A 26,854-nucleotide genomic window follows, 5' to 3' on the forward strand; every position below is an offset into this window, starting at 1 on the left:
CCGGGGGCGCTGCTGTAGCTAGCTGCTGTAAAAGATCGAAAAAGGCCGTCTCCCACTGCGGGAAACGGCCTTTGACCTGGGGTGGAGCTGAGGGGATTTGAACCCCTGACCCCCTCGATGCGAACGAGGTGCGCTACCAGTCTGCGCCACAGCCCCTCCACCGGCGGACCGGCGTCGGTCCCACCCGGCTTTCACCGGGCGGGCCGGCGACAAGGCTAACAGGTCAGCGGCCCTCGCCGCGAATCGCCCCTCCGACCACGTCTACCTTGATCCACTCGGTGTGCGGCACGTTGCGGTGTTCCTGGCACCGGGACGCCCCGATGCCCCGTAAACGGAGTGGATCAACCGGACGCAGCCCGGTCAGGCCGGGTGAGAGCCTCGGCCGGACTGGTAGGGGCGGCCGCGGAGGCCGCCGGTGCGGCGGTAGGAGACGGAGCCGCCGGCGGCCGCAGCCGGGAGGTCCGCCGGGCGGTCCAGGCCCATGGCCGTACGGCGGACGGCCTCGCGTTGGGCGGCCAGTCGGCGCTGGGCCTCCCGGCGGGCCGCGGCGCGGCGGGCCTGCTCGCGGCGCACCTCGGCCTGCCGGGCGGCCAGCCAGGCCGCCTCGCGGGCCTCCGCGCGCCGCCGCCGGCGCTCGTCGAGGGCGCGCTGCCGCAGGTGTACGACGTACGCCACGAGCAGCATCCCGGTGACCGAGACGCTGATCCAGAATCCGGGGCTGACCAGGACCACGCCGATCAGCTCGACGAAGTTGAGCAGCAGCAGCCCGGCGAGCACCCGACGGCGGCGGTAGATCGCCGGGGTGTGGTGGCGCCGCTTCGGCGGGTGCCGTCGGCGGGACTTGTTCGGGGCGGGCGGCACGGCGCGCAGCCGGTTCGAGCGGCGCGGCGCGGGCGGCGTGGAGACCGGGGCGGCCAGACCCCCCGTGGCCGAATCCTCACTGAGTGTGACGACGAGGGAGCGGGACGGGTTGACCGGGCGCCGTCCCGGCACAGTGCGGCGCCGCCGGCGGCGCTGGAGCACCCGCGCCGTCGACTGCGCCCGCTCCGCCACCAGCCGCTCGGTGGCGTCGTACCGGCGGACCAGCGCCGGGGCGAGGGCGAGCAGGCCGGCGGCGGCGAGGACGGCGAGGAGCACCGAGGTCGGCACCCTCACCCCTCCCGTCACCGAGTTCGGGGCAACCGCAGGTCGGCCGAAGGATCTTCCCCGGATGGTCGTTCACGGCGCAGATCCTGCGGGCGGGCAGCGCTTGCCACAGCTTGCAGTTACTTGAGGTTACGGGCCGCCGACCGAGTTGACCGTGCGCCGCGCCGGGCGCCGAGGGTGGGACGCTTCACCCCGCGTCACGTACGCGGTGCCAGCGGGCCAGCAGCCCGCCCTCGGCGGCCACTTCCTCGCTGGTCATCGCATATCCGATGTGGTCCCGCCAGGCACCGTCGATGTGCATGTAGCGCACGTGGTACGCCTCCTCGCGGAAGCCGAGTTTCTCCACCACCCGCCGGGACGGCCGGTTCTCCGGCCGGATGTTCACCTCGACCCGGTGCAGCCCGCCCGGGCCGAACGCGTGGTCCACGGCGAGCGCCACCGCGGTGGGGATCACCCCGCGACCGGCCACCCGGGAGTCCACCCAGTAGCCGACGTACCCGGAGCAGAACGCCCGCCGGACGATGCTGCCCACGTTGAGGTGGCCGACCAGCCGCTCCTGCCCGTTCTCCCGTAGGCAGACGGCGAACGGCATGCCGTCACCGGTGCGCGCCGAGCGGCGCTGGTCGGCGTTGACGTAACGGAACGCGGCCGGCGAGTTCAGCTCGTCCCAACTCCCGGGCAGGTACGACTCCCAAGGGGACAGCCAGGCCCGGTTGGCGCGCCGGATCTCCGACCAGGCGGCCGCGTCCGAGCGCCGGTACGGCCGCAGCACCACCGGACCGTCCACCAGCACCGCCGGCCAACCGGGCGGCCGCTGGAACCAGCTCACCGACGCCGGTCCAGCAGAAGAACGTCCACAGTCGAACCGGCGGCGGCGGTGGTGACCCGCTCGCCGAGCACCAGCAGCCCGTTCGCCTCGGCGAGGCCGGAGAGGGTGAACGGCCCCCCGCTCAGCGGCTGCACCGTGTACCCGCCGCCGCGTCGCTCGGCCACGTGCGCCGGGCGGAACTCGCGCAGCCCCACCGGGGAGGAGAGGGTCTCCAGCAGGTGCGCCCGGACGCTGGGCCGGAACACCGGCTCCGCCCCGGCGAGCAGCTGGATGGCCGGCCGGGCCAGCACCTCGAAGCCGATCAGCGCCGCACCGGGCTCACCAGGAAGACACACCACCGGCACCTCCTCGGCGCCGACCGTACCGAATCCGAGGGCCGTTCCGGGATAGAGGGCGACCTCCGTGAAGGCCACCGGGCCGGCCCGGCCGCCCTCCCGGCGGGACAGGATCCGACGGACCATGTCGCCCGGCCCGGTGCCGGTGCCGCCGGTGGTGACGATCAGGTCGGCCCGCAGCGTCTGGTCCTCCAGCAGGCCGCGCAGCCCGTCCGGGTCGTCGTCGCAGATCCCCACCCGGTACGCCAGCGCGCCCGCCTCGGCCGCGGCGGCGGTCAGCGCGTGCGAGTTCGCGTCCACCACCTGCCCGGGCTGGCTGCCCCGACCCACGTCGACCAGCTCGTCGCCGGTGGCCACGATGACCACCCGGGGGCTGGGCCGGACCACCACGTGCCCGATGCCGGTGGCGGCGAAGACGGCGACCAGCGCCGGCGAGACGTACGTGCCGGCCCGGGCGAGCAGGGTGCCGGCGGGCAGTTCCTCACCGGCGCGGCGGACGCCGTACCCCCGATTGGGGGCGCGGAAGATCTCCACCGCGGCCATGCCCTGGTCGGTCCACTCCACCGGGACCACCACGTCCGCGGCGATGGGCAGCGGCGCGCCGGCGGCCACCGAGAAGCACGAGCCCGGGGTGAGCCGGACCGGCCGCCAGCTCGCCGCGCCCAGGTCGCCCACCACGTTCAGCCGGATGCTGTGGCCGCCGGGCGTACCGGAGGGGGCCGGGACGTATCCCGGCCCCCGGCTCCCTCCGGAGATGTCCTCCCAGCGCGCGGCGTACCCGTCCACCGCCGACTGGTCGAAGGCGGGAAACGAGTGCGGCGCGACGACGTCCTCGGCGAGGACGTTGCCGTACGCCTGGGTGAGGTCGAGGTCGAGCGGAGGCAGCGCGCGTAACCTGCGCAGCACGCTGCCCAGGTAGTCGGCGAGCGGCGTCAACTCGTTCGCGGCCGCCTCGGCGTCGGCCGTCGCGGTCATGTACGGGGACCGCCCGACGCGTCGGAGTTGACGAACTCGGCCAGCCACTTGCGGAACTCGGTGCCGAGATCCTCGCGCTCGGCGGCGATCTGCACGACCGTCTGGAGGTAGCCCAGCGGCATGCCGGTGTCGTAGCGGGTGCCCCGGTAGACGATCGCGTGCACCGGCACCCCCTCGGTGCGTAGCAGCTCCATCGCGTCGGTCAGCTGGATCTCCCCGCCGCTGCCCGGCTTCGTCCGCCGGATCGCGTCGAAGATCTTTCCCGGCAGCACGTACCGGCCGAGGACGGCCAGGTTGCTCGGCGCGTCCTCCGGCTTCGGCTTCTCCACCATGCCGGTGACCTTGACGACCTCGCCGACGTCGGTCAGCTCGGCCTCGGCCGGCTCGACGGAGGCGATGCCGTAGCGCTTGGTGTCGGCCGGGTCGACCTCGAAGAAGGCCAGCACGACGCCGCCGGTGCGGGCCTGGAGCTCCAGCATCGCGGGCAGCAGCGGCTCGGACGGCTTGACGAACTCGTCGCCGAGCAGCACCGCGAACGGCTGGTCGCCGACGTGCGACTCGGCGTACCCGACGGCGTGGCCGAGGCCCAGCTGGTCGGGCTGGCGGCAGGTGTAGATCTCGGCCAGCTCGCTGGGGCGGCGCACCGCCTCCAGCGTCTTGGTGTCGCCCTTCTCCTCCAGCCGGGCCTCCAGGTCGGGGCGGCGGTCGAAGTGGTCCACCATCGACGTCTTCCCGCGCCCGGTGATCAGCAGGACGTCGCCGAGGCCGGCCTGGGTGGCCTCTTCGACGATGTACTGCAGCACTGGTCGGTCGACCACCGGCAGCAGCTCCTTCGGCACCGCCTTGGTGGCCGGCAGGAACCGGGTGGCCAGGCCGGCGGCCGGGATGACGGCCTTGACCGCGCGCGGACGACCGGTCGCGGCGGCCGTTGAGAGGTTCGCTGAGTGCTCCGACATGTCGCGAGACTATCGGCCACGGCTCTGCCGCGGCGGGTGAGGACCGGAAGACGCGCCGCCCGGGCCCCCGCCCGCGGCCTCCACGGCGCCGGCCCGGGGCAGTCCGTCGGGCGGGCTGACCGCCCCGGCCACCACCGGGATCTCCTGCGCGGGTGTCGGGTCCGGCGGCTGCGCCAGCCGGTAGCCGTCCCGGCCGGCGGCCTTGGCCGCGTACAGGGCATCGTCCGCCGCGTCCAGCACCTGCTGGCCGGTGGCGGCATGGTCGGGGTAGACGGCGATGCCGATGGAGACGGTCACCGGTACCAGCAACGGCTCGCCCGAGTGCCCGTCCACCGGCACCGGGCTGTCCCGGACCACCGCGCCGAGCCGTTCGGCGACGATGGCCGCGCCGCGGGCGTCGGTCTCCGGCAGCAGCACCACGAACTCCTCGCCGCCGTGCCGGAAGGCCAGGTCCATCTCGCGGATCTCCCCGCGTACCCGGCGGGCGAACTCGACCAGGACGACGTCCCCGGCGGTGTGGCCCCAGGTGTCGTTGACGTCCTTGAACCGGTCCAGATCCAGCGCCAGCACGCTGAGCATCCGGCCGAACCGGTTGGCCCGCTCCACCTCACGCCGGATCGACTCCCGCAGGTAGCGGTAGTTCCACAGTCCGGTGAGCGGGTCGGTCAGCGACAGCCGCTGCGCCTCCTCGTGCACCCGCACGTTGTCCACCGCGACCGCGGCGTGCCCGGCGAAGGTGCGCAGCGTCTCCAGGTCGTCGTCGTCGAACTCGTCGGCGCCGAGCCGGTCGTAGAGGGCCAGCACCCCCAGCGTCCCGCCACCGGCCGGGCCGCCGTCACCGTCCGCCCCGGCCGGCGGGTGTCCCGGCCGGTCGGGGCCGGCGCGCCCGCCCAACTCCGCCGCCCCGGGCGCCGCGAAAGGCACCGCGATGTACGTCTCGCAGAGCGGTTCCCCGGTCGGCTCGGTCGTCGGCTCCCACCGGCCGCGCGGCGGCTCCCCGGTGGCGAACACCGCGCCGACCACTCCGGCGCCCACCGGCACCCGCAGCGTCGCCGGGTCGGCCGGGTCGGCCACGGGCCAGCGCCCCTCCAGCCCCTCGGCGCACTGGCCGACCAGCACACCGCCGGCGTCGAGCAGCAGCACCGCCCCGGCCCGGGCGCCGGTCGCCGCGATCGCGCTGTGCAGGATCACCCGCAGGATGCGTTGCAGGTCGTGGGTGCTGGCCAGGGTGTCGCCGAGCACGGCCAGGTGCCCGCGCAGCTGATCGCGGCTGCTGGTCAGCGCGGTCACGTAGGTGCCGGTCTCCCGGGTCATCCGGTTGAACGCGAGGGCCAGCCGGCCGATCTCGTCCCGGCTGCGCACCGGCACCCGGGCGGTCAGGTCGCCGTGCGCCACCCGGTCCACCGCGCCGGCCAGCTCGACGAGGGGCCGGGTGGTGGCCCGGGCCAGCCGCCAGGCGGCCAGCACCGCCAGCAGCGCGGCCAGCACCACCGCGCCGACCAGCGCGGCGTAGAGGCCGGGCGGTCGCTCCCCGGGTACCGAGAGCACCAGCGGCAGCGGCTGCCCCGGGGACGGGCCGACCCGGCGGACGTACCGGCCGTCGGCGGTCTCGGTGACCCGGTCCCCGTCGACCCGGTCGGCGGCGGCGAGCACCGCCGCACGTACCCCCCGGTTCTCGGTGGTGTGGGCGAGCCGGACGGGGCCGGCCCGGGCGTCGAGGAGGGTGACCGCGACGCCGGTCACCGCGGCGAGGCGCGCGACGAACGCCGGGTCGACGGGTTGGGCGGCGGCGACCGTGCCCAGGTCGGCGCCGGCGGGATCGCGGAGTTGGACCCGGGCGGCGAGCGCGCGGACCGGTCCGGTGGCCGGCGGCGCTCCGGAGCAGTCCTGCCAGGGCTCGGCCGGGCCGCCGGGGGTGGCGTAGGTGGTCCGGCCGGCGGTGTCGGCGACCCGGACGGCGGCGGCCAGGCCGCGGCTGACCACCTGGGTCGCCGCGCCGGGTCGGGCCGCCGGGTCGGTGACCAGCGCGACCGCGTCGGCCGCCGCGCGCAGCTGCTGGCAGAGGGCGTCCACCGAGGTACGCACCCCGGCGGCGGCCAGCCCGAGCCGCTCGGTGGAGCGGCCCCGGTCGACGGCCGACATGGTGGAGCCGACGAAGAACGCGCCGAGCAGGACGGGGCCGAGCACCACCGTGAGGAACGCCCCCGTCAACCGCCCGCGTAGCGTCAAGCTTCCCCCCGGAAGTTCCGCGCCCGATGCTGCGATGCTGACACAGAGCGACGGAGAGACAAGCGTTGCGTCAGGAGTGTTGCGTGCCGGAATTTTCTGATGGAGCGGATGTGACGCATGAGGCGAAGCGGGACCTGCGGATCGCACTTCTCGCCCACCGCCGATCGTTGACCAATGCCGAGCGCGCGGAAGCGGCGGCGCGCGTCCAGGCCGAGCTGGTCTCCCTGGTACGCCGGCTGCGCCCGGCCCGGATGACCGCGTACGTCCCGGTCGGCTCGGAGCCGGGCGGCCCGGACCTGCCGGCGGTGCTGCGGGCGGCGCTGGAGCCGGCGGCCGAGCTGCTGCTGCCGGTGCTCCGCGACGACCTGGACCTGGACTGGGCGGCGTACACGGACCCGGGGTCGCTGGTGGCGGCCGGGCGTGGGCTGCGGGAGCCCGCCGGCCCCCTGCTGGGCCGGTCGGCGGTGGCCGACGCCGGGCTGGTGGTCGTCCCGGCCCTCGCGGTGGACCACCGGGGGCTGCGGTTGGGCCGCGGCGGCGGCTCGTACGACCGGGCGCTGGCCCGGGTGCCCGTGACGGCCGTCACGGTGGCGCTGCTGCACGACGGGGAGCTGGTGGAGAGCGTGCCCGCCCAGCCGCACGACCGCCCGGTCCGCGCCGTGATCGGGCCCGTCGACGGGCTGCGTACCCTTGCGGAGGCACCCGGTGCGGGACCGCCCGCTTCCACTGGACGAACCCGGGTCCGATGACGCACCATTGGCACTCGAATACGTCGAGTGCCAATCGGCCGTGCCAGATCCGGAGGAGAACGTGCCCACCTACCAGTACGCCTGCACCACGTGCGGCCACCAGCTCGAGGCGGTGCAGTCGTTCTCTGACGCGCCGCTGACCGAGTGCCCGGCGTGTGAGGGGCGGCTGCGCAAGGTCTTCAACTCGGTCGGCATCGTGTTCAAGGGTTCGGGCTTCTACCGCACCGACTCGCGGTCTGCCGGCTCGGACGCCGCGCCGAGCAAGCCGGCGAAGTCGGAGTCCTCCACCGGCGGCGACTCCGGTTCCTCCAGCGGCACGTCGACCGGCTCGTCCGGCTCGACCGGCGGCGGATCCACCAAGACCCCGGCCGCCAGCACCTCCAGCTCCTCGTCCTGACCCGGCCGGGCCGGCCGGCGGCACGCCGGTTCGCCCCCGGCGCCAGCCCCGGATCCGCTCGGACGTAGCACACGCCCCGCCGACGCGGGGGTTGTCCACAGGCGGCCGGTTGTCCACGGCCCGGCCAGGGCCTGATTCCCGGGTCTCCCGCTCCTAACCTGCTGACCGGGCGCTGTCCGGACGGCGGCGCCGGGGCGGCGAGGCGGGAGGCGCTGGCGTGACGGCGAGCGAGGGATCACTGCGTGCGGTGCGCTGGCGCGGGCTGCCCCGGGGCGGCACCCTGCTCCGGGTGGCGCTCGTCGCGATGCTGCTCGGCCTGGCCGCCGCCGTCCTGCAGACGCCGTCCGGCTGCCCACCCGGGACGACTCCGGCCGCTTCCGGTCCGACCCCGCCCGCCAGCCCCACCGCCGCCGCTCCGGGGGCGAGGGGCGGCGCGCTGCCGCTGCCCGGCGGCTCGGTGGGCGTACCGGTCCGGCTGGCCGAGCCGGCCGCCCTCGCGGTGCTCCGCCCGGGCGCCCGGGTGGACCTGCTGGTCGTGCCGGGCGGCGGGGCGGCCGGAGCGGCCGTCCTCCTCGCCACCCGGGCGCTGGTGCTCGACGTGGTGGGCGGGGACACGGTCGACGGTTCGTCGGCGCTCTACCTGGCGCTCCGGCCCGAGCAGGCCCAGCGCGCCGTCGGCCTGCCCGAGGGGAGCAGGTTCGCCGTGGTCGTCCGGGATTGAACCGGCCGCGTCGCGTCGACCCCGTGACGACCGGGTCAGTCCCAGTGCGGCGGGCGCTCGGCGAGCAGCCAGTCGTCGTTGCCGCCGGACCGCTCGCCCCAGCCTCGGTCGGTGTCGTCCGCCGTCTGCTCGGGCAGCACCACGAAGTCGTCGCTGAGGTCGACCGTACGGTCGTCGTCGCCGCGTGCGTCCGGCACGCCGGGGTCTCCGGTGCTCACGAGCGGCAAGGATACCGCCGCAACGCCCCCGTCGAGTCGGGCGGCCGGCCGGCCGAGCCGTTGGTAGCGTCGGACGACGTGACGACGCCGAGCGGAGCCAGCCCCGGGGACGAGTTCTGGCGGCGCCCGCCGAACCAGCCGCCGACGGACGAAACCAGCCAGCCGACCGCGGGCGCGGGTGCCGGTGACGGGCCCACGCCCGGCGCGACCGCCGCCGGGCCGGGCGGTTACACCGGTCCCCCGCCGACCACGCCACCGCCGCCCGGCTGGCGACCGCCGGTACACCTGCAGATGCCGCCGCCGCGACAGCTCCCGCCGCAGGACGTGGCCGGCATGGACGGCGCCGAGCAGCAGGCCCAGCGGTTCACCTACGGCATCGGCGCGGTGGTCGCGGTGGTGCTGGTCCTCCTGGTCTGCCTGCTCTGCTCACGGGTGATCCTCTGAGCCGGCGGCCCGGCGTCAGACGATGTTGCTCCAGACCATCTTGGCGCCGCTGTCCCCGGTGAGATAGACGTACACCAGCGCGAACACCGCGAGGACGGCGACCACCGCGGTGAGCGCCCAGACGAGCCAGGAGGGCAGCCCGCGCACCCGCTCGAGTCCGCTGGTCAGGAGCAGCAGCAGGAGCGCCGCCACGGCGAGGCCCACGGTGAGCCAGAGCAGCTTGTCGCCGTACTCGGAATGCTCGTGGATCTTCTGGAGGCCCTCCGGCGGGTAGCCCCGCTTCCTGAGCGCGTCCTCCAGCTCCTCGCCCGACTGGGTGGCCACGAAGGCGACGATCGGGGTCAGCACGGCGAGGACGGCCACCGCCCAGCCGAAGCGGGACCGCCAGCCGGGCAGCACCCCGTACGCGACGGAGAGCAGCGCCAGCAGCGGCACCAGCACCACGACGGCGTGGATGACCAGCACGTGACCCGGCAGACCATTGACTTCCCTGAACACCGACACCTCCGGCGAGTGGACGGGTACCGCGGGCGATCAGCGTACGACGCTGTGACGGCCGTCGCTGTTTGTCATCCCCGTACACGCGGGAGCCGGGGTCGAGGTTCACCGGAGACCGCGTCCACCGGTCCGCTGTGGCCCGGGCCACCCCTGCCGCAGCTCGCTTGTCGCCCCGACGGACCCGTGCTGTCATTACCTCCATGTCCAGTGGTGAGGACCTGCTCCGGTCGAGGGGTCTACGGGTCACCCGGCCGCGCCTCGCCGTGCTGGACGTGCTCGCCGCCGGGGGCCACCTGGAGGTCGAAGAGATCACCCGCCGGGTCCGCGAGCGGCTGGACTCGGTCTCCACCCAGGCCGTCTACGACGTGCTCGGCGCGCTCTCCCGGGCCGGGCTGTCCCGCCGGATCGAGCCGGCCGGCAGTCCCGCCCGCTACGAGGCCCGGGCCGGGGACAACCACCACCACGTGGTCTGCCGGGGCTGCGGCGAGATCGCCGACATCGACTGCGCGACCGGCAGCGCACCCTGCCTCGACCCGAACACCGCCCACGGCTTCGAGGTGGACGAGGCGGAAGTGACCTTCTGGGGCCTCTGCCCCACCTGCCAGGCACGCCGCTCCGCCGACGACTGACGTGGTCCCGACCCGCCCGCGCACACCAGGCACGGGCAGGGTCCGGAAGCGTGGCACTCTTGGGCGGTGGACTCCGATGACCTCGGCCTCTTCGGTCCCGGATCGGTCACGTGGAAGGTGCACGAGGAGCCGATCCTGATCGTCGCCGGCCTGCGTTCGCTCTACCTGCAGGCGTTGCATCCGCGAGCGATGGCGGGGGTCGCCCAGAACAGCAGCTACCAGACCGACGCCTGGGGTCGCCTGGTCCGCACCTCCACCTACGTGGCGACCACCATCTACGGCACCACGGCCGAGGCGGAGGCGGCCGGCCGCCGGCTGCGTACGCTGCACGCCCGGCTGCGGGCCCGCGACCCGTTCACCGACGAGGAGTTCCGGGTCGACGACCCGGAGCTGCTGCGCTGGGTGCACGTCACCGAGGTCGAGTCCTTCGTCAGCACCGCCCGCCGGGCCGGGCTGCCCCTGACCGACGACGAGGTGGACGGCTACTACACCGAGCAGCGCCGGGCGGCCGCCCTGGTCGGGCTGGATCCGGCGGACGTGCCGGGGACCGCCGCCGAGGTGGACGACTACTACCGGCGGATCCGCGGCGACCTGCGGATGACGAAAGAGGCCGCGGAGACCGCCCTGTTCCTCACCGCGCCGCCGATCCCGTGGAAGCTCAGCCTGCCGGTCAAGCTCGGGCTGCACCTCGGTCCGCCCCGGTGGGCGTATTTCGGGATCGCCGGCACCGCGCTGGGGTTGCTGCCGGCCTGGGCGCGCCGGATGTACGGCGGCCTGGGGCTGCCCACCACCGCGCTCTCGGCGGACCTGAGCGTCCGCGCGCTCCGGCTCGCCCTGGCGGCGCTGCCCCGCCGCTACCGGGAGGGGCCGGCAAAGCAGGCCGCCAAGGAGCGGGCGGCCCGTCGCGCCGCCACCACCGAGGCCGCCTGAGCGGGGGTCAGCCCTGGTCGCCGGGCTCGGTGGCCCGCTCGACGGCCGCCCACGGGTCCTTGCCCGGCGTCTGCGCACCCGCGGGGCAGCTGCGGCGGTAGTCGCACCAGCCGCAGCGCGCGCCGGGGGTGGCCGGGAAGGCCCCGTCCGGGTCGGCGCCGTCGGCGACCGCGCGCTCGGCGGCCATGATGTCGCGGGCCGTCTCCTCGGCCCGGGTGACCTGGCGGGCCAGCGACTCGGTGGTGTGGTCATGCGCGGCGACCGTGCCGGTGGGCAGATGGTGCAGCTCGACCCGGCGGCAGGGCCGGCGGAAGACCCGCTCGGCCGCGTACGCGTAGAGCGCGAGGGCCTGCGAGCCGCGGGCGTCGTCGGCGTCCAGGCCGGTGCGGCCGGTCTTGTAGTCGACGATGACCAGCTCCGGGCCCTCCGCGCCGGGGCGGGAGTCGATCCGGTCGGCCCGGCCGTTGAAGGCCAGCACCCCGGTCTTGACCGCCACCACCCGCTCCACACCGACCGGCTCGTCCCCCGGCTCCAGGCCGGCGACGTACGACTCCAGCCAGGCCAGCGCCCGGCGGTACGCCGCCCGCTCCTGCTCGTCGTCGCGGTAGCCCTCACGCACCCAGGTGCCCTTGAGCAGCCCGGCCAGCGCCTCCGGCCGGCGGCGCTCCGGGGCGAGCGCGTACCAGTTCTTCAGGGCGGTGTGCACGCTGGCGCCGAGCGAGTTGTGCCCCCACGGCGGGCCCTTCGGCGGCGCCGGACGGTCGACGTAGGAGTAGCGGTAGCGACGCGGGCAGTCCGCGTACGCCCCGAGCTTGCTGGGGGTGCAGACGAAGAGCCGCTCCGGCATGCCATCGAAGCCGAGCTGCTCGGCCTGCTCGGCGCGGGGCCGGGGTGGCCGGCCGCCGGTGCCCGGTCGTCCGGTCGGGGAGGGTCGTCGCACGCCTGAGATCCTGCCACCCCGGTACGACACCGGGCGGCGGCGGGCCGGACCGGTCAGGTCATGGTGAGGTACTGGGTCACGAAGGCGGCGATCGCGTCGGCGATGAGCTGCACCGCGATGGCGGCCAGCAGCAGGCCGGCGATCCGGGTCAGCACCTCGATCCCGCCCGGCCGGAGGATCTTGACGATCACGCCGGAGAAGCGCAGCACGACCCAGACCGCCACCATGACCGCGACGATCGCGGCGGCGATGGCGGTGTAGTCGGCCAGGCCGCCGGCCCGCTGGACGAAGAGCATGGTGGCGACGATGGCGCCCGGTCCGGCCAGCAGCGGGGTGCCCAGCGGCACCAGCGCGATGTTGGAGGTCACCTGCTGGCTGGGGTCGTCCGCCTTGCCGGTGAGCAGCTCCAGGGCGACCAGGATCAGCAGCAGGCCGCCGGCGGCCTGCAACGCCGGCAGGTCGACGTGCAGGTAGGCGAGGATCGTCTGCCCGGCCACCGCGAAGATCACGATCACCCCGAGCGCCAGCGCGACGGCCTGCCAGGCCGCCCGGTTCCGGTCCCGGGCGGGCAGCGGCCCGGTCAGGGCGAGGAAGATCGGCATCATGCCCGGCGGGTCGACGATCACCAGCAGGGTCACGAAGACCTCGCCGAACAGCTTGAGATCCACCCGGACACGGTAGCCGTGCCGTCCAGGGGGGTCAGCCCGAAGCGACCGGGGTCACTCCGCCGGCCGCGGCGACGATCCGCTCGTACGCCTCGGGATCGGTGGTGTGCGCGCCGAGCCGGACGGTCTTGTGCGTGCCGTGGAAGTCCGACGACCCGGTGACCAGCAGGCCCAGCTCGGCGGCGAGCCCGCGCACGTGGGCCCGCTCGGCCGGCGAGTGGTCCTCGTGGTCGGCCTCCAGGCCGGCCAGCCCGGCCGCCGCCAGCTCGACGATCAGCTCGTCCGGCACGATCCGACCCCGGCGGGTCGCCCGGGGGTGGGCGAAGACCGGGACACCGCCGGCCGCCCTCACCAGCGCCACCGCCCGGAAGACCTCGATGTCCTCCTTGGGCAGTCGGTACCGCTCCCCCAGCCACTCGGGCCCGAACGCCTCGGTGGTGGTCGCCACCAATCCGGCCCGGATCAGCGCCTGGGCGATGTGCGGCCGGCCCACCGTCCCGCCGCCCGCGCCGACCAGGATCTCCGGCCAGCTCACGTCGATGCCGTCGGCCCGCAGCCGGTCCACGATCCGCTCGCCGCGCACCTCCCGGGCCAGCCGTACCCGGGCCAGCTCGGCGACCAGTTCCGGCTCGGTCGGGTCGAAGAGGTACGCGAGCAGGTGCAGCGGGATCGCCGACTCGACGCCGTACCAGCGGCAGGAGAGTTCCGCGCCGCGGACCAGGGTGAGCCCGGGCGGCAGCGCGCGTACCGCGGCGTCCCAGCCGGCGGTGGTGTCGTGGTCGGTGACGGCCACGACGTCGAGCCCGGCGTCGGCGGCGGCCCGGACCAGCTCGGCGGGGGTGAGCGTGCCGTCGCTGGCCGTGGAGTGGGTGTGCAGGTCGATCCTGGGGGCCGCGGTCATCCGTCGACGCTACCGGTCCCGGCCACCCCCGGCCGGGCGGGCCGACGGGTCAGGAGACGGTGTCGCTGACCAGGACCGGCCGGTCGCCGGGCGCGACGCCGGCGACCGCCGTGGCGCCGGGCCGCTCGCCGGCCAGCACCCGCTCGGCCCGCACCCGGACGAGCCCGCCGGCGCCGTCGACGTGGAGCGCGGTCCCGGTCGGCGTCCAGGCCACGACGCCGGTCACCGCCGGCCCGGCAGCCCGGGCCGACACGGTCGCGCCTAGCGTGCGCAGGTCCACCAGGAGCGCACCCTTGCCGACGCCGTTCACCAGCAGCCACCGCCCGTCGGCCGAGACCCCGCCGCGGCCGTCGGTGCCCAGCTCCGGACCGCAGCCGGTGCGCGCCGGGGCCAGGCCGCGGGCCGGGTCGAGCAGGGCCAGGCAGGGCCGGCCGGGCGTGCCGGCGGAGACCTGGGCGACCACCCGACCGTCGGGCAGCACGCCGTAGACGTTCAGCACGCTCCGCTCGGCGGCGTCCGGCAGCACGCCGGCCGACGGGCGCCAGACGGTGAAGCCACCCTGCCCGGGCTGCCGGATCAGGACGGCGTCGCCGGCGAAGCCGACCGGCACCGTCCCGTCCGGGGCGGGCGTGCGGACCGTCGCGACGAGTTGGCCGCCGACCAGGCCGGCGGCGAGCACGTCCGGGCCGTCGCGCCAGGCGACCTGCCGTCCGTCCGGGGCCAGCGCGATCGCGTCGGCGCCGGCCAGCAGCACCTGCGGCGCGCTGCCGTTGGGCGACACCCACCAGAGGGTACGACCGGCGGCGGTCTCCACCGAGGTGACCAGCCAACCCCCGTGGTCGGCGACCCGCTGCGCCCGGTCGACGGGGCCCACGCCGGTGAGGTCCCGCCGCTCGCCGCCGCTGCCGTCGAGCCAGGAGCCGATGATCAGATCCAGCTCGGCCCGGACCGGCCCGCTCAGCGGCGGCGCCGGCACCGACGCGGTCGGCAGTGGCGACGCCGACGGGTTGCCGGGATCGCCGAGCACCACCGTCGGCGTGCCCTGCTGGCTGGGCCGGTCGTCGAGCTGGGCCATGCCCGTGGTGACCAGCACCGTGGCCGCGCCGGCCAGGGCGAGACCGGTCAGGGCGCGTCGGCGTACCGTCCGGTTGGCCCGGCGGATGGCCAGGGCGGCCGGGTCGGCGGCGAGCGGCCCGGACGCGGCGACCCGGCGGGCGAAGGTCTCCCGCAGCGCCCGCTCCAGCTCGTCCTGCGTCACGGCGAATGGACGCTTCGGACCCTCGGTCTGGTTGTCGCAGGGGTTCGGTGTCCGGCTCATCGGGTCTCCGCCGGGACGGTGGCGGCCCGGGCGGCGGCCGGGCGGCCGGTGCGGGCGGGCGGCCGGGCCGCGGGCGCGGGCTGGGCCACCGCGCGGGTCGGGGCGGTGGTGGGGTTCGGGGCCGCCGCCGGTCGGGGGCGCTCCGGGGTACCCGGTGCCGGCCGGGCGAGCGACGTCTCCGGCTCGGCCGGCAGGCCGAGGGCGGCCTGGGAACCGAGCCGACGGCGCAGGGTGGACAGCGCCCGCGAGGTCTGGCTCTTGACGGTGCCCGGCGAGATCTCCAGCAGGGCGGCGGTCTGCGCCTCGGACATGTCCTCGTAGAAGCGGAGCACCAGGACGGCCCGCTGCCGGGCGGGCAGCGCGCTCAGGTGCCGCCAGAGCGCGTCCCGGTCGAGCTGCTGCTCGATCTCGTCGACACCGGCCCGTTCGGGCAGCACGTCGGTGGGGCGCTCACCGTGCCAGCGGCGCCGCCACCAACTCGTGGAGGTGTTGACCAGGACCCGGCGGGTGTACGGCTCGATGGCCTCGATCCCGCCGAGCCGCTTCCAGGCCAGGTAGGTCTTGGTCAGCGCGGTCTGGAGCAGGTCCTCGGCGGTCGCCCAGTCCCCGGCGAGCAGGTAGGCGGTGCGCAGGAGCGCGCCGGAGCGGGCCGCGACGAACTCGCGGAACTCCTCCTCAAGCTGGTCCCTGCTCGCCACCGCTCACCTCCGCGCCCCGTCCTTCAGAGCAGGCTGCCACGGCCGCGAGGGCCGGGTCGACGGCAAATGGTGCGCAGTTCCTCCGATGTTCGGACGAAAAGTTTCACGCCCCGTCGTCGGCCTTGGCCTCGTCCGCCTCCTTGCCCAACCGCGCCTCGACCGCCTGCGGCTCGTACATCTCCTCGACCACACGCAGGTAGAGCTCGTTCGGGTTGGGCAGGTGCTTGATCTCGCGGAGCGCCTGTTCCTGGCCAGCGGACTCCAGCACGAAGGTGCCGTAGTTGAGCGCCCGGCCGCTCGGCGTCTGCTCGTACTTCATGTCGGTGACCCGGACCAGCGGCATCATCGCCACCCGCCGGGTGATGATGCCGTCCACCACCATCACCCGCTTGTTGGTGAGGATGAACCGGTTGTACCACCATTCGGCGACCTGCCACGCGACCCAGCCGATCACCACGAACCAGAGCAGCACCGCGACGGTGGTCAGCGTGCCCACGTCCCGCCCGGCGAGGAAGCCGGAAAGGTAGCCGAGCACGAAGGTCGCCGCGATGCCGACCACCAGCGGCTTGGCGATGTAGATCCAGTGCCGCTTCCACTCGCCCCGGAACCGCTCGGTGGGGAACAGGTAGCGGGCGGCCAGCACGCTCGGCTCGTCCTCGAGCGGCAGCACCCGGCGGGGCGCCATGCCGCCCGCGCCTGCCCGCAGGCCGGCCAGTTCATCCTCGGAGATCTGCGGCTGCTGGTAGCCGGCCTCGGGGTCGCGGATCCAGGTGCGGCCGGACTGTCCCTGGCCGGCGTAGCCGGGGCCCGGGCCGTAGCCGACATCGTCCGAAAGGGAGGGACCGTCGCCGAGGCCCGCGCCGGAGCCGTAGCCGGGACCGTCGTCGGGCCCGATCCGGGGGATCGGCTCGGTGTCGCGCTCCCGGCGTTCCCGGTCGGGATCGTCGGGGTCGAAGGGTGGACCGGAGGGGCTTCCCATCGGCGGCTAGGCGACGAGGCTGGTGAAGAAGTCGCCGAAGCCCTGAGCGATGTCCATGATGCCGCCGCCGAGCGACTTGGCGACGTCCGCGGCGGAGTTCGGCCGGTACGCGACGAAGAAGATCAAGAATGCGACCAGGGCCCAGGTGAGGACCTTCTTGACCATGGCGGGCCATCCTCTCGCGCGGCGCCGGGCCCCATTATCACCGGGGGTACCCAGAGTACCAGTATGGTGTCGTACAGTGAATATCTGCGGTTCGTACTCCGGCCCCACCCGGACCGGCCTGTCAGGCCGCTCCGTGAAGGTACGGAGATGGTGCGCCGTACACGAGTTCGGGCGGAGTCCACTCGGCGAGGTCGTGCAGCACGACTTCTTCCGCGAGGAGGTGACCCGCACTCGCCGGCCAGGCTATCGCATGCAGCCACATTCCCCGAGCTTCGCCGGCGTATGCGCTTCGATCTGTCGGGGAATTCACCAGCCACAGTGGAGTGGGATGGCCGCCCACCCGGATCTTGGCGTGCGGTACGCGTTCGGCGTGGCCAGGGCCCGGATCGGTCAACGCCGCCACCAGCTCGGGCCCCGGGTCCGGGCCCGGCAGGCCGGCGAACCGGGAGCCCAGGCCGACGCCCGGCTCCTCCGCCACGAACAGCAGGTCGGCCGGTCCACCGTCGAGCGGGGCCGGACCGGCGCAGGACACCGCCGTGGCCCGCACGCCGCTGCGCTCGTCCCCGGCCCAGGCCACCCCGGTCAGCGTCCAGCCGGGCGGGAGCGGCCAGGGGCACCAGAGCGGGACGCCCGGCCGGTCGGGCGGATCGGCGGCCGCCGTCACCTGCTCGACCACGCTCGCCACGATCTCGGCGCCGATGTGCTCGGGCACGTACAGTGGGGACACCGGGCCGCACCGCAGGCAGCGTGACTCACCGTGCATCAGGTCCGGCTCCCGTACCGGGCCCGCACATCTCGGACAACTCATCGCGACACTCACACCCCCACCGTCACCCCGCGCGGGCGGTCCGTCAAGCGGAGCCGGCGGGCCGGCCGGCGGATTCAGTCCGGCGGCGGGGCGGCGTGGGCGCGGATCCACGCGTGCATGGCGATGCCGCTGGCCACGCCGGCGTTGATCGAGCGGGTCGAGCCGTACTGGGCGATGGAGAAGAGCTGGTCGCAGGCGGACCGGGCGGCGTCCGAAAGGCCGGGGCCCTCCTGACCGAAGAGGAGGACGCAGCGACGCGGCAGGGTGCTGCTCTCCAGCGGCTTCGAGCCCGGCAGGTTGTCGATGCCGACCACCGGCAGCCGCTGGCCCGTCGCCCAGTCGACGAACTCCTCGATGGTCGGGTGGTGCCGGACGTGCTGGTAGCGGTCGGTCACCATGGCGCCCCGCCGGTTCCACCGGCGGCGGCCGACGATGTGCACCTCGGCGGCGAGGAAGGCGTTGGCGTTGCGGACCACCGTGCCGATGTTGAAGTCGTGCTGCCAGTTCTCGATGGCCACGTGGAAGTCGTGTCGACGCCGGTCCAGGTCGGCCACCACGGCCTCCCGCCGCCAGTACCGGTAGCGGTCGACCACGTTGCGCCGGTCGCCCTCGGCGAGCAGGTCGGGGTCGTACCGCGGGTCGTCCGGCAGGTCGCCGGGCCACGGCCCCACACCCACGTCGAGCTGGTCACCGGTCACGGTTTCCAGAGGGTACGGCCCGGGCCCGCCATGCCCGGCGGGACCCCGCTCACCGCAATCCGAGGGCACCGGCGAGCCGGTCGAGGAACCGCCGGTCGGCCGGGCTCGATTCGCCGGCCGTGGCCCGGCAGACCCGGGCCGCCACCGACTCCACCCACTGCCGGTACGCCGCCGAGTCAGCCGGGTCGGCGCGGCGTTCGAGCACGCGGGCCGCCGCCCGGCAGGCGGCCAGCAGGTCGACCACGTCGGTGAGCCGCTCACGCCCGGTGGAAGCCCCGTCGTGGCGGGCGTAGATGGCGGCGACCACGGCCCGGACCAGGTCGCTGTCGAAGGCCCGGCCGGCCGCCACGGCGTCCAGACCGGCGAGCCCGGCGGTCACCCCCCGGGGCAGGCGCCCGGGGCCCGGGGAGGCGGCGGCGACGAGAACCCGACCCGGCAGGCCGGTCAGCAGGTCCCATTCCGCCGTGGAGTAGACGGCGGTGGTCAGCGGTGCGGCACGGCGTCCGGCAGAGGGCGGCTCTCCGGCGACGGAGTGGCTCATGGGGACCTCCGGCGCCAGCATATGCCCCGGATCTGGAGAAAGGACCCCTTCCCTGGCAGAACCTGGCGGGGAAGAGGTCCTTCGGCGTACGCGTGGGGTCAGCGCGGCTCGGGGAAACTCGGCCGCTCCGGGTCGACGCCCTCGGGCACGGCGGCGGCCGCGTACTCCCTCTTGGGGACCATGATTTTGCGGCGGAAGACGCAGACCATCGTGCCGTCCTGGTTGTAGCCCCGGGTCTCCACCGCGACCACCCCCCGGTCGGGCTTGGAGGAGGACTCCCGCTTGTCGAGCACGGTCGTCTCGCCGTAGATGGTGTCGCCGTGGAAGGTGGGGGCCACGTGCCGGAGCGACTCGATCTCCAGGTTGGCGATCGCCTTGCCGCTGACGTCCGGCACGGACATGCCGAGGAGCAGCGAGTAGATGTAGTTGCCGACCACCACGTTGCGCTTGAACTGGCTCGCCGTCTCGGCGTAGTGGGCGTCCATGTGCAGCGGGTGGTGGTTCATGGTGAGCAGGCAGAAGAGGTGGTCGTCGTACTCGGTGACCGTCTTGCCCGGCCAGTGCCGGTAGACCGCGCCGACCTCGAACTCCTCGTAGTAGCGGCCGAACTGCATCCTTGTCCCCTTCGACGGGCGGCGATGGAGTTCGGGACAGCATGCCTTACCGCTTGTTAAGGGGACCGCCGGGGCGCTGGTGGCGAGGAAATGTCACACCGGCCACAACCGGGGGGAGACGCAATGAGCGGCGGGGCCCTCCCCGGCACCCGCCGCCCACGCTCTGATGCGAGAGATTCTGCCGTACACCGACGCCGGTCGGACAGAGACGGGCGTCACATTTATCCTTTTGTAACATTACCTAGCGTGACCGAGGCCGCCCATAGGAGCGATCTCCACGGGGCTAATCACTCCTTGTCAAGGCCCAAGTTACCGATACGTAGCGCCCGACCGGGTTGATCTCCGTGGAAACGCTCCCATCACATCTGGTCACGCAACTGCGTCGTGCACTTGCGTTCCGCAGATCGGGATAGACAGATCCCACTCGATGCCGCCGCAGGTCACCGTTCCGCCACCCGGTGTTTCGACGGGGCGCCGTCGGGAATTCGACGACACCCGCCCTGGTTCCAGTGGACGTAGGTAATCCGCGCTGATCGGAGAGTGCAATGGCAACGGTTGAGCTGACCACGGCCAACTTCGACGAGGTGACCGAGAGCAACGGCATCGTCCTGCTCGACTTCTGGGCCGACTGGTGCGGCCCGTGCAAGCGGTTCGCCCCCGTCTACGAGCGCTCATCGGAGAAGCACTCGGACATCGTCTTCGGCAAGGTCGACACCGAGGCGCAGCAGGAACTGGGCGCCAAGTTCGACATCCGCTCGATCCCGACAGTGATGGCGATCAAGGACGGCGTGATCGTCTACAACCAGCCCGGCGCCCTGCCGGAGTCCGCGCTGGAGAACCTGATCGAGCAGGTCGAGCAGCTCGACATGGACGACGTTCGCAAGCAGATGGCCGAACACAAGCACTGATCCACCACCGCTCCGGCGTCGGCCGGGTCCCCGCTCGGGGGCCCGGCCGGCGCCGTTTCCGGAGGCTCACGCCTACCACCCCGGACTCCTCCCGGTCAGCGACACGGTCAGCGAGGAGTGGACGACGGAAGGACACCGTTCGGCGGCCTGGATCCCGTATCGTCCCCAACCGATGGAGACCTTGACCACCCGCGGGCGCGCGGTCCGGCTGGGCGTGACCGGGCTCGGGCTGGCACTGCTTCTCGTCGGCACCGTTCGGGGCACCGACGACGACTTCCCGTTCGGGCCGTTCCGGATGTACTCCACCTCCGACCCGCCGAACGCACCCGCCCCGGACACCCGCGTCGAGGGCGTCGACCGCACCGGCACGGTGGTCGAACTGGGCCAGGACGCCACCGGCATCCGGCGCGCCGAGATCGAGGGCCAGCAGGGCCGCTACAGCGCCGACCCCACGCTGCTGCGTCAGGTCGCCGACGCGTACGCCGAACGCCACCCCGCCGCGCCCGCGCTGGTAGAGGTGCGGATCGTGATCCGCTGGTACGGCATCCGGGGCGGCCGACCGACCGGCCGGTGGACCGACGAGACGGCCGTACGCTGGCAGGCAACCCGATGACCGACTGGCTGACCGAGGCGGTCCCCCGCGGCCGGGTGGCCGCCTTCCGCACCCTGGTCTACCTGTTCGTCGCCGCGGACCTGGTCGTCTTCACCCCGTGGGTCCGCACCCGGGTCGACGTGCCCGGCGAGCTGTACCACCCGCTGCTGATCGGCCGGCTGCTCCCGCTGCCCACCCCCACCCCGGCGCTGGTCGGCACGATCTTCTGGGCGCTGCTCGTGCTGGCCCTGCTCGCCGCGACCGGACGGGCGCCCCGGCTGCTCGGCTGGACGGTCTTCGCGCTCTACTTCGAGTGGATGATCGTCGCGATGAGCTACGGCAAGGTGGACCACGACCGGATCGGGCTGCTCGTCGCGCTGGCCGCGCTCCCTACCGCCGGTCGGGCCCGGCACGGGGACCCGACCCGCACCGAGGCGGGCGGCTGGGCGCTGCGGGTCACCCAGATCGGGGTGATCTGCACCTACTTCCTCGCGGCCTGGGCCAAGTTCCGCTTCGGTGGCCTGGACTGGGCGACCGGCTCGGTGCTGGCCCGCGCGATCATCCGACGCGGCACCGACCTGGCGGACGTGATCGCCCAGGTGCCGCACCTGCTGATCGTGGCCCAGTTCGGCATCCTCGCCTTCGAACTGCTCAGCCCGGTGGTGTTCGTGCTGCCCCAACGGTGGCGGCTGGCGACGGTGGGCTACTTCTACTCGTTCCACCTGGTCACCGTCGCGACGATCACCATCTCGTTCGCCCCGCACCTGGTGGCGATGACCAGCTTCCTGCCGCTGGAGAAGGTCCGCCCGGTGGTGTGGGCGCGCCAGCTCCTCACCCACCGGGGCCGGCCCACCGCGCCGGAGGACGAGGCATCGCCGCCGGCCGCCCTGATCGGCCCCGAGCCGGCGGTGGGACCGGCCACGCCGTAGCCGGTCAGGAGCCGGCGGTGGGCCGGGCGGTCGGGCCGTAGAGGCGTTCGCGGGCCTCCTGAGGGAGCGAGCACGCCGCGGTGCCGCCGGGCAGCCGGTGCCGGTTCCGTGCCACCCACCGGTACGCCGGCCAGGCGGCGGCCCGCACCGGCGGGAAGCGCAGGCCGGCCCCGGCGACCCGCCACAGTGGCGCGCTGGCGCCCAGCAGCTTGGCGATGGCGTCGGGGCCCGACGCGCGGAAGCCGTCGGCGCCGACCCACTGCACCGCCTCCTCGCACTCGGCCTCCGTCAGGCCGAGCGCGGCGAGGTCCGCGAACTGCCAGGGCAGCACGCGGGCGCCGGTCGGGATCCGGCGCTCGATGAACTCGGCGCAGCGGCTGCAGAACGCGCAGTCGCCGTCATACACGAAGGTCGACGTCTCCATGCCCCCATCCTCCACCCACCGGACGCGTGCCGGGCACCGGTGTTCGGCGGGTCACTTGCACATCCTTAGTACGCATGTTCGAATGAGGGTCATGCGCTGGGAGAACCTCTCCGCTCCCCCGGACGAGGGGATTCCCGACGGGGCAGCGCCAGCGGCTCCACCCCTGCCGCTGGCGCTCCCCGGCGCGATCGCCCGCACCTTCGACACTCCGGGCTTCGCCGGGATGACCTTCTACGAGGTACGGGCCAAGTCGATCATCAACCGGGTGCCCGGGGAGTCCCGCGTCCCGTTCGAGTGGACGATCAACCCGTATCGCGGCTGCTCACATGCCTGTGTGTACTGCTACGCGAGAAACACTCACACCTTCCTCGACCTGGATGCCGGGGCGGACTTCGACCGGAAGGTGATCGTCAAGGTCAACGCCGGTGAGCTGGTCCGGCGCGAGCTGGCCGCCCCGCGCTGGCGCGGCGCGCACGTCGCGATGGGCACCAACGTGGACTGCTATCAGCGGGCCGAGGGGCGCTACCGGCTGATGCCGCCGATCATCGAGGCGCTGCGCGACTTCGCCAACCCGTTCTCGATCCTCACCAAGGGCACGCTGATCCTGCGGGACCTGCCGCTGCTGCGCCAGGCCGCCGAGGTGACCCGGGTCGGCCTCTCCTTCTCGGTGGGCTTCGTCGACGAGGCGCTGTGGCGCACGGTCGAGCCGGGCACCCCGAGCCCACGCCGACGGCTGGACGCCGTCCGGCAGCTGACCGACGCCGGGTTCGAGGTGGGGGTGCTGATGGCGCCGATCCTGCCCGGGCTCAGCGACGACGACGATTCGATCGAGGCCACCGTGGCGGCGACCGCCGCCGCCGGGGCGACCAGCGTGACCCCGCTGGCCCTGCACCTGCGCCCCGGCGCCCGCGAGTGGTACGCGCACTGGCTGGCCCGGGAGTTCCCGCACCTGGTCCCCCGCTACCGCCAGCTCTACCAGGCGGGCGCGTACGCGCCGCAGGCGTACCAACGGGAGCTGACCGCGCGGGTGCGGATCGCGGCCCGCCGGCACGGGCTGCACCGGGCCGAGGTCGGCGACAACCGCCGCCTGCCCATCCCACCCCCCGCGCCGCCCGCCGCCGAGCAGCTGTCGCTTCTGTAGCCGGGCCGCACTACGCTGCCCCGCGTGCGGGAGATCATCGATGTGGCGCTGCGCCGCCACCGGACCACCGTCCTCGTCGCGGTGACGGTGGGCCTGGGCTCCGGCCTGCTGTCCATCTGGGCCGGGTCGGTCGGCGGCGCCCTGGAACTGCTGACCCTGTTCCCGCCGCTCCTCTTCCTCGGGGCGTTGCTCCGCGGGCTGTTCCGGCGACCCGGCACCGAGGGCCTGCGGGTCGACGGGAGCGAGCGGGCGTTCTTCGCGCCGCCGCGGACCGCGCTCGACGTCCTGCCGCTCCTGTGTGGCTGGTTCGCCTACATGGGAGTCGACACGGCGCACCGGGCGGTCGAGGACCCGCTTCGCTGGCCGTTCGTCGTCTGTTACCCGGTGGCCGCCGTGTTGTTGATCGCCGCGTACTGGCGGCGGGCGCCGTTCGTCGAGCTGACCCCGGAGGGCGTGGCCTCCGGCGCCCCGCACCCGCTGGTCGTCGTCCCGTGGGAAGCGCTGGACCGGGCCGCGCCGCTCGGGTCGACGCCGGCGTTCGCCCTGCGGCTGCCGGTGGCCCGCCCCGACCTGGTCAGGAGGCGGGGATGGGGGGGTACCCGTCGGCGGGTCCAGCTGCCGGTCCGGGAGTTGGCCGTGGCGCCGGCGTTACTGGCCGCCGCGATCGGGCACTACGCCGCGCACCCCGAGCACCGGGCAGCCATCGGCACCCATGAGGAGTACGCGCGACTGCGGCAGGCGCTCGCGACGGGCGGCTGACCGGCCGGGTCTACGCTGCCGCCGCGGGAGATCATCGACGCGCGTCGCTGCGCCGCCAGCGGGTCACCACGGTGGCTGCCGCTGCCATCGGTCTGCTCTGGGGCTGGCCGGTCGTCCCGTGGCTACGGCACCGGCACCCGCCGCTCGGCGTGCTTGCGTACCTGCCGGTCGCCGTCCTCGTCGGCTGCACGCTGGTCCGGCGGTGGCACCGGCCGACGACCGACGAGCTCCGGCGTCCACATCCGCAGGTGGACGTCCCCTGGGATGCACTGGACCTGGCCGCTACCTGGTCAGCCCGGCGGCGCGGGCGGCGATCGGAACCGGGCTGGAACTCACCCCGGCTGCACCGCCGGGTCGACCGCGGCCGGAGCCGGCACGCGGGGCGGTCGCGGGATTAGAGTTGGCTGATGCGTTCCGCCCAGCAGATCCTCGCCGATGCCGCCGTGATCGCCGTCGTGGGCGCGTCCCGCGACCCGGCCAAGGCCGCGCACCGCGTGCCGTTGCAGATGCAGCGGTACGGCTGGCGGATCATCCCGGTCAACCCGACGGTGGACGAGCTCTTCGGGGAGAAGGCGTACCCGTCGCTGGCCGACATCCCGCACCCGGTCGACCTGGTCGACGTGTTTCGCCCGGCGCGGGACGCGGTCGACGTGGTGCGGCAGGCAGTCGCGATCGGCGCCCCGGCGGTGTGGTTGCAGCTGGGGATTGTCTCGGCCGAGGCGCGGCGGATCGCCGAGGAGGCCGGCATCGACTACGTCGAGGACCGGTGTCTCATCGTGGAGCGGGCGGCCGGCGGGTTGACCCGGCTCGGCTGAGCGGCCGGCCGCGCCGGTCATTTCCCCGGTTCGTCGGGGCCGAGGACCAGGTCCAGCTGGGCGGCGAGCGCGGCGAGCGCGGTCTCCGGTGAGTAGTGTCCGCCGAGCAGGTAGACCCCCAGCCCTTCCATGATCGCCAGCAGCCCGACCGCGGCGCGGTCCGGGTCGACGCGGCGGTCGGCCGTCCCGGCCGCCTGGGCGAGGCGGATCTGCCCGGCGACGAAGGCGAGCAGCCCGGCGGTCTCCTGGTGCAGCGCGGCGGCGACGGTCGGGCGGACCGCCGTGTAGGCCAGGAACGCCAGCGCCACCCGCCCGTCCGCCCGGCGCGACTCGTCGAGGGGCAGCAGCTCGACCAGCATGGTCCGCAGCAGGGTACGCGGGGAGGGGGCGTCGCCGAGCGCCGCGACCGCCCGGGTCACCCGGGCCTCGGAGTGTTCGTGGACCACCGACAGCGCGAAGGTCATCATCTCGTCCTTGGTGCGGAAGTAGTGCTGCACCATCCCGGAGGAGACGCCCGCCTCGGTCGCCACGTGACGCAGGCTGACCGCTTCCAGCCCGTGCTCGGCGGCCACCCGCATCAGCGCGTCGGCGATCAGCTTGCGGCGCTCCCGGTGGTCGACCCGTTTCGGCATGCCCCCATGTTTTCACAATACGACTGCATTGACACGCCGCCGCCCGTTGGTTACGTTGCAACTGCAATGCAAAAGACCTGGAGGGCGAGGTGGCCGTGCCGAAGCAGAGTCGTCCCGTCACGCTGCTGCGGCGCGCGGTCGCGTACGAGGTGGGCATGTGGCGCAGCCTCGGCCGCTGGCTGCTGCGCCGGCCCCTCGTGGTCGCGCCGGGGGCCGAGGCGTTCAGCTACGTCGGGGTGGTGAAGCCGATCCTCGGTGTCTTCATCGGGCTCTCCGCGATCGAGATCCCGATCTTCGACCTGATCATCCGGCACACCGTCCCGTGGCCGTCGGTGCGGCACACCGCTCTCGCGCTCGGCGTCTGGGGTCTGCTCTGGATGATCGGCCTCTTCGCCAGCCTGCGGATCCACCCGCACGTCGCCGACACCGCAGGTCTGCGCGTCCGCAACGGCTTCTCGGTCGACTTCCTGGTGCCCTGGACGGCCGTCGCCCGGGTCGACGCCCGATACCGCTCGCTGCCCTCCAGCCGGGCCATTCAGATCGAGCACGACGACGCGGCGACGATCCTGAACGTCGGCGCCGGCAGCCAGACCAGCGTCGACGTCGTGCTGCGCGAGCCGCTCTCCGTCCCGCTGCCCGAGGGACCGAGCGGGCCGGTCACCGAGATCCGGCTCTACGCCGACGAACCGCAGGCGCTGGTCGCCTGGGCCCGCCGACATCTGACGGTCTCCCTCCCCGGCCAGGACATCTAGGCCGGCTCCACCACGTCGATACCGTTACCTCTGGTTGAGTGACCGTCGCGGCCCCGCTCACCACTGCATGGGCGCGCTGACCCGGCTGGGCTGAACCGCGCCGCTCAGGGCTCGACGACCACGAGCTGGTTCCCGAACAGGTCCGTCGCCACCATGCGGCCGTCCGAGTTAACCGCGGTCAGCCAGTGTTCGTTGGCCTGGCGTCCGGGCCAGTTGCTGTAGGTACGGGGGATGTCGACCAGCGGAACGGCCACCGGCTGGTGGCACGTGGCGGTCGCGCAGATCCGCAGGACGAGGCGGCCGAGCGGAGGATCGGAGCTGCCCACGCTGACGTGGATCCCCTGTGAGCTCTTTGGTTCGATCGTCAGGCCGTACATGCCGCCGTCGGGCCCGCCCACCGCGATCATCTGGTGCGGCCGGGGCATCGACCGGACGGTGAGCTGCGGTAGCCGCTCGGACGCGACCAGGCCACCGGCGAGGGCCGTGGGGAGGAGAAGAGCGGCGAGGCCCAGGAGCACC

34 protein-coding genes and 1 tRNA gene are annotated in these 26,854 nt (G+C 74.1%); 13 read left to right on the plus strand and 22 right to left on the minus strand.

The annotated features are described in order from the left end of the window. Positions 1-82: 82 nt before the first annotated feature. The 6 genes from SLP03_RS03855 to SLP03_RS03880 all read right to left on the minus strand — a co-directional run bounded on the left by SLP03_RS03855 (position 83) and on the right by SLP03_RS03880 (position 6,470). A tRNA-Ala gene (locus SLP03_RS03855) sits at positions 83-156 on the minus strand. A 204-nt stretch (positions 157-360) separates the two neighbouring features. Continuing rightward, entirely contained in the window at positions 361-1,155 is a 795-nt protein-coding gene (locus tag SLP03_RS03860) for a hypothetical protein (RefSeq protein ID WP_319459098.1), read from the minus strand. A 178-nt stretch (positions 1,156-1,333) separates the two neighbouring features. Then, on the minus strand, positions 1,334-1,939 hold the full coding sequence (locus SLP03_RS03865; RefSeq protein WP_413644320.1) for a GNAT family N-acetyltransferase: 606 nt from the start codon (positions 1,937-1,939) through the stop codon (positions 1,334-1,336). 32 nt (positions 1,940-1,971) lie between these two features. Continuing rightward, complete coding sequence (glp, locus tag SLP03_RS03870; RefSeq protein ID WP_319459100.1) at positions 1,972-3,285, minus strand: gephyrin-like molybdotransferase Glp; 1,314 nt, start codon at positions 3,283-3,285, stop codon at positions 1,972-1,974. Then, the gene (locus SLP03_RS03875) at positions 3,282-4,241 is read right to left on the minus strand and encodes a UTP--glucose-1-phosphate uridylyltransferase (RefSeq protein ID WP_319459101.1); all 960 of its coding nucleotides are present in this window, start codon (positions 4,239-4,241) and stop codon (positions 3,282-3,284) included. The genes glp and SLP03_RS03875 overlap by 4 nt, the downstream gene beginning before the upstream one ends. Before the next feature lie 9 nt (positions 4,242-4,250). Next, the gene (locus SLP03_RS03880; RefSeq protein WP_319459102.1) at positions 4,251-6,470 is read right to left on the minus strand and encodes a diguanylate cyclase; all 2,220 of its coding nucleotides are present in this window, start codon (positions 6,468-6,470) and stop codon (positions 4,251-4,253) included. 83 nt (positions 6,471-6,553) lie between these two features. Between SLP03_RS03880 and SLP03_RS03885 the strand changes: the two genes are divergently transcribed. The 3 genes from SLP03_RS03885 to SLP03_RS03895 all read left to right on the plus strand — a co-directional run bounded on the left by SLP03_RS03885 (position 6,554) and on the right by SLP03_RS03895 (position 8,337). Beyond that, entirely contained in the window at positions 6,554-7,219 is a 666-nt protein-coding gene (locus SLP03_RS03885) for a 5-formyltetrahydrofolate cyclo-ligase (RefSeq protein WP_319459103.1), read from the plus strand. Positions 7,220-7,259: 40 nt separating this feature from the next. Further along, the gene (locus SLP03_RS03890; RefSeq protein ID WP_319459104.1) at positions 7,260-7,616 is read left to right on the plus strand and encodes an FmdB family zinc ribbon protein; all 357 of its coding nucleotides are present in this window, start codon (positions 7,260-7,262) and stop codon (positions 7,614-7,616) included. Between the two features lie 217 nt (positions 7,617-7,833). After that, positions 7,834-8,337 (plus strand): flagellar biosynthesis protein FlgA, encoded by a 504-nt coding sequence (locus SLP03_RS03895; RefSeq protein ID WP_319459105.1) that lies wholly within the window; start codon positions 7,834-7,836, stop codon positions 8,335-8,337. Between the two features lie 35 nt (positions 8,338-8,372). Here the strand turns inward: SLP03_RS03895 and SLP03_RS03900 are convergent, their stop codons facing one another. Continuing rightward, the gene (locus tag SLP03_RS03900; protein ID WP_319459106.1) at positions 8,373-8,555 is read right to left on the minus strand and encodes a hypothetical protein; all 183 of its coding nucleotides are present in this window, start codon (positions 8,553-8,555) and stop codon (positions 8,373-8,375) included. Positions 8,556-8,633: 78 nt separating this feature from the next. Here SLP03_RS03900 and SLP03_RS03905 point away from each other — a divergent pair, with 78 nt between their 5' ends. Then, entirely contained in the window at positions 8,634-8,999 is a 366-nt protein-coding gene (locus SLP03_RS03905; protein ID WP_319459107.1) for a hypothetical protein, read from the plus strand. Between the two features lie 15 nt (positions 9,000-9,014). Here SLP03_RS03905 and SLP03_RS03910 read toward each other — a convergent pair whose 3' ends face one another. Further along, positions 9,015-9,497: a DUF2231 domain-containing protein gene (locus tag SLP03_RS03910; protein WP_319459108.1), complete on the minus strand. Its 483-nt coding sequence runs from the start codon at positions 9,495-9,497 to the stop codon at positions 9,015-9,017. A 200-nt stretch (positions 9,498-9,697) separates the two neighbouring features. Between SLP03_RS03910 and SLP03_RS03915 the strand changes: the two genes are divergently transcribed. Further along, positions 9,698-10,126 carry a Fur family transcriptional regulator gene (locus SLP03_RS03915; protein WP_319459109.1) on the plus strand — a complete coding sequence of 143 codons (429 nt, stop codon included), beginning with the start codon at positions 9,698-9,700 and terminating at the stop codon, positions 10,124-10,126. 66 nt (positions 10,127-10,192) lie between these two features. Beyond that, positions 10,193-11,056, plus strand: coding sequence for an oxygenase MpaB family protein (locus tag SLP03_RS03920; RefSeq protein WP_319459110.1), 864 nt, complete (start codon positions 10,193-10,195; stop codon positions 11,054-11,056). Between the two features lie 7 nt (positions 11,057-11,063). Here the strand turns inward: SLP03_RS03920 and SLP03_RS03925 are convergent, their stop codons facing one another. From SLP03_RS03925 to SLP03_RS03975, 11 genes are all read right to left on the minus strand, one after another. After that, positions 11,064-11,903 (minus strand): PD-(D/E)XK nuclease family protein, encoded by an 840-nt coding sequence (locus tag SLP03_RS03925; protein ID WP_319459137.1) that lies wholly within the window; start codon positions 11,901-11,903, stop codon positions 11,064-11,066. A gap of 146 nt (positions 11,904-12,049) precedes the next feature. Then, a complete protein-coding gene (locus SLP03_RS03930; protein ID WP_319459111.1) occupies positions 12,050-12,664 on the minus strand; it encodes a MarC family protein in 615 nt (204 codons plus the stop codon). 31 nt (positions 12,665-12,695) lie between these two features. Continuing rightward, positions 12,696-13,562: a PHP domain-containing protein gene (locus SLP03_RS03935; protein ID WP_319459112.1), complete on the minus strand. Its 867-nt coding sequence runs from the start codon at positions 13,560-13,562 to the stop codon at positions 12,696-12,698. A gap of 49 nt (positions 13,563-13,611) precedes the next feature. Then, a complete protein-coding gene (locus SLP03_RS03940) occupies positions 13,612-14,880 on the minus strand; it encodes a hypothetical protein (protein ID WP_319459113.1) in 1,269 nt (422 codons plus the stop codon). Next, positions 14,877-15,578 (minus strand): SigE family RNA polymerase sigma factor, encoded by a 702-nt coding sequence (locus SLP03_RS03945; RefSeq protein WP_319459114.1) that lies wholly within the window; start codon positions 15,576-15,578, stop codon positions 14,877-14,879. Before SLP03_RS03945 ends, SLP03_RS03940 begins: the two co-directional genes overlap by 4 nt. Positions 15,579-15,681: 103 nt before the next feature. Continuing rightward, positions 15,682-16,557, minus strand: coding sequence for a PH domain-containing protein (locus SLP03_RS03950; protein ID WP_319459115.1), 876 nt, complete (start codon positions 16,555-16,557; stop codon positions 15,682-15,684). Between the two features lie 6 nt (positions 16,558-16,563). After that, positions 16,564-16,722, minus strand: a complete 159-nt coding sequence (locus SLP03_RS03955; RefSeq protein WP_172875759.1) for a hypothetical protein — start codon at positions 16,720-16,722, stop codon at positions 16,564-16,566. 121 nt (positions 16,723-16,843) lie between these two features. Next, positions 16,844-17,530 (minus strand): DUF6758 family protein, encoded by a 687-nt coding sequence (locus SLP03_RS03960; protein ID WP_319459116.1) that lies wholly within the window; start codon positions 17,528-17,530, stop codon positions 16,844-16,846. Positions 17,531-17,604: 74 nt separating this feature from the next. Further along, the gene (locus tag SLP03_RS03965) at positions 17,605-18,228 is read right to left on the minus strand and encodes an RNA methyltransferase (protein ID WP_319459117.1); all 624 of its coding nucleotides are present in this window, start codon (positions 18,226-18,228) and stop codon (positions 17,605-17,607) included. 49 nt (positions 18,229-18,277) lie between these two features. Next, positions 18,278-18,769, minus strand: coding sequence for a hypothetical protein (locus tag SLP03_RS03970; protein ID WP_319459118.1), 492 nt, complete (start codon positions 18,767-18,769; stop codon positions 18,278-18,280). 98 nt (positions 18,770-18,867) lie between these two features. Beyond that, a complete protein-coding gene (locus tag SLP03_RS03975) occupies positions 18,868-19,383 on the minus strand; it encodes a MaoC family dehydratase (protein ID WP_319459119.1) in 516 nt (171 codons plus the stop codon). A 545-nt stretch (positions 19,384-19,928) separates the two neighbouring features. Here SLP03_RS03975 and trxA point away from each other — a divergent pair. From trxA to SLP03_RS03990, 3 genes are all read left to right on the plus strand, one after another. Next, positions 19,929-20,291, plus strand: a complete 363-nt coding sequence (gene trxA, locus SLP03_RS03980) for a thioredoxin (RefSeq protein ID WP_319459120.1) — start codon at positions 19,929-19,931, stop codon at positions 20,289-20,291. A 172-nt stretch (positions 20,292-20,463) separates the two neighbouring features. Continuing rightward, positions 20,464-20,904 carry a hypothetical protein gene (locus tag SLP03_RS03985; protein ID WP_319459121.1) on the plus strand — a complete coding sequence of 147 codons (441 nt, stop codon included), beginning with the start codon at positions 20,464-20,466 and terminating at the stop codon, positions 20,902-20,904. Further along, positions 20,901-21,812, plus strand: a complete 912-nt coding sequence (locus SLP03_RS03990) for an MFS transporter permease (protein WP_319459122.1) — start codon at positions 20,901-20,903, stop codon at positions 21,810-21,812. The genes SLP03_RS03985 and SLP03_RS03990 overlap by 4 nt, the downstream gene beginning before the upstream one ends. A 4-nt stretch (positions 21,813-21,816) precedes the next feature. Here the strand turns inward: SLP03_RS03990 and SLP03_RS03995 are convergent, their stop codons facing one another. After that, positions 21,817-22,236 (minus strand): DUF393 domain-containing protein, encoded by a 420-nt coding sequence (locus tag SLP03_RS03995; protein WP_319459123.1) that lies wholly within the window; start codon positions 22,234-22,236, stop codon positions 21,817-21,819. A 91-nt stretch (positions 22,237-22,327) separates the two neighbouring features. On the opposite strand from SLP03_RS03995, the gene SLP03_RS04000 reads away from it, so the two are divergent. From SLP03_RS04000 to SLP03_RS04010, 3 genes are all read left to right on the plus strand, one after another. Further along, positions 22,328-23,377 (plus strand): Rv2578c family radical SAM protein, encoded by a 1,050-nt coding sequence (locus SLP03_RS04000; RefSeq protein ID WP_319459138.1) that lies wholly within the window; start codon positions 22,328-22,330, stop codon positions 23,375-23,377. Positions 23,378-23,401: 24 nt separating this feature from the next. After that, positions 23,402-24,136: a hypothetical protein gene (locus SLP03_RS04005; protein ID WP_319459124.1), complete on the plus strand. Its 735-nt coding sequence runs from the start codon at positions 23,402-23,404 to the stop codon at positions 24,134-24,136. A gap of 407 nt (positions 24,137-24,543) precedes the next feature. After that, positions 24,544-24,951: a CoA-binding protein gene (locus tag SLP03_RS04010; protein WP_319459125.1), complete on the plus strand. Its 408-nt coding sequence runs from the start codon at positions 24,544-24,546 to the stop codon at positions 24,949-24,951. 17 nt (positions 24,952-24,968) lie between these two features. Here SLP03_RS04010 and SLP03_RS04015 read toward each other — a convergent pair whose 3' ends face one another. Next, entirely contained in the window at positions 24,969-25,583 is a 615-nt protein-coding gene (locus SLP03_RS04015; protein ID WP_319459126.1) for a TetR/AcrR family transcriptional regulator, read from the minus strand. 95 nt (positions 25,584-25,678) lie between these two features. Here SLP03_RS04015 and SLP03_RS04020 point away from each other — a divergent pair, with 95 nt between their 5' ends. Continuing rightward, positions 25,679-26,335: a hypothetical protein gene (locus tag SLP03_RS04020; RefSeq protein ID WP_319459127.1), complete on the plus strand. Its 657-nt coding sequence runs from the start codon at positions 25,679-25,681 to the stop codon at positions 26,333-26,335. Between the two features lie 104 nt (positions 26,336-26,439). On the opposite strand, the gene SLP03_RS04025 is transcribed toward SLP03_RS04020, so the two are convergent. Further along, the coding region (locus SLP03_RS04025; protein ID WP_319459128.1) for a hypothetical protein at positions 26,440-26,854 on the minus strand (415 nt) is incomplete at its 5' end.

Origin of the sequence: Micromonospora sp. RTP1Z1, assembly GCF_033804685.1 — a bacterium.
Taxonomy (GTDB): domain Bacteria; phylum Actinomycetota; class Actinomycetes; order Mycobacteriales; family Micromonosporaceae; genus Micromonospora.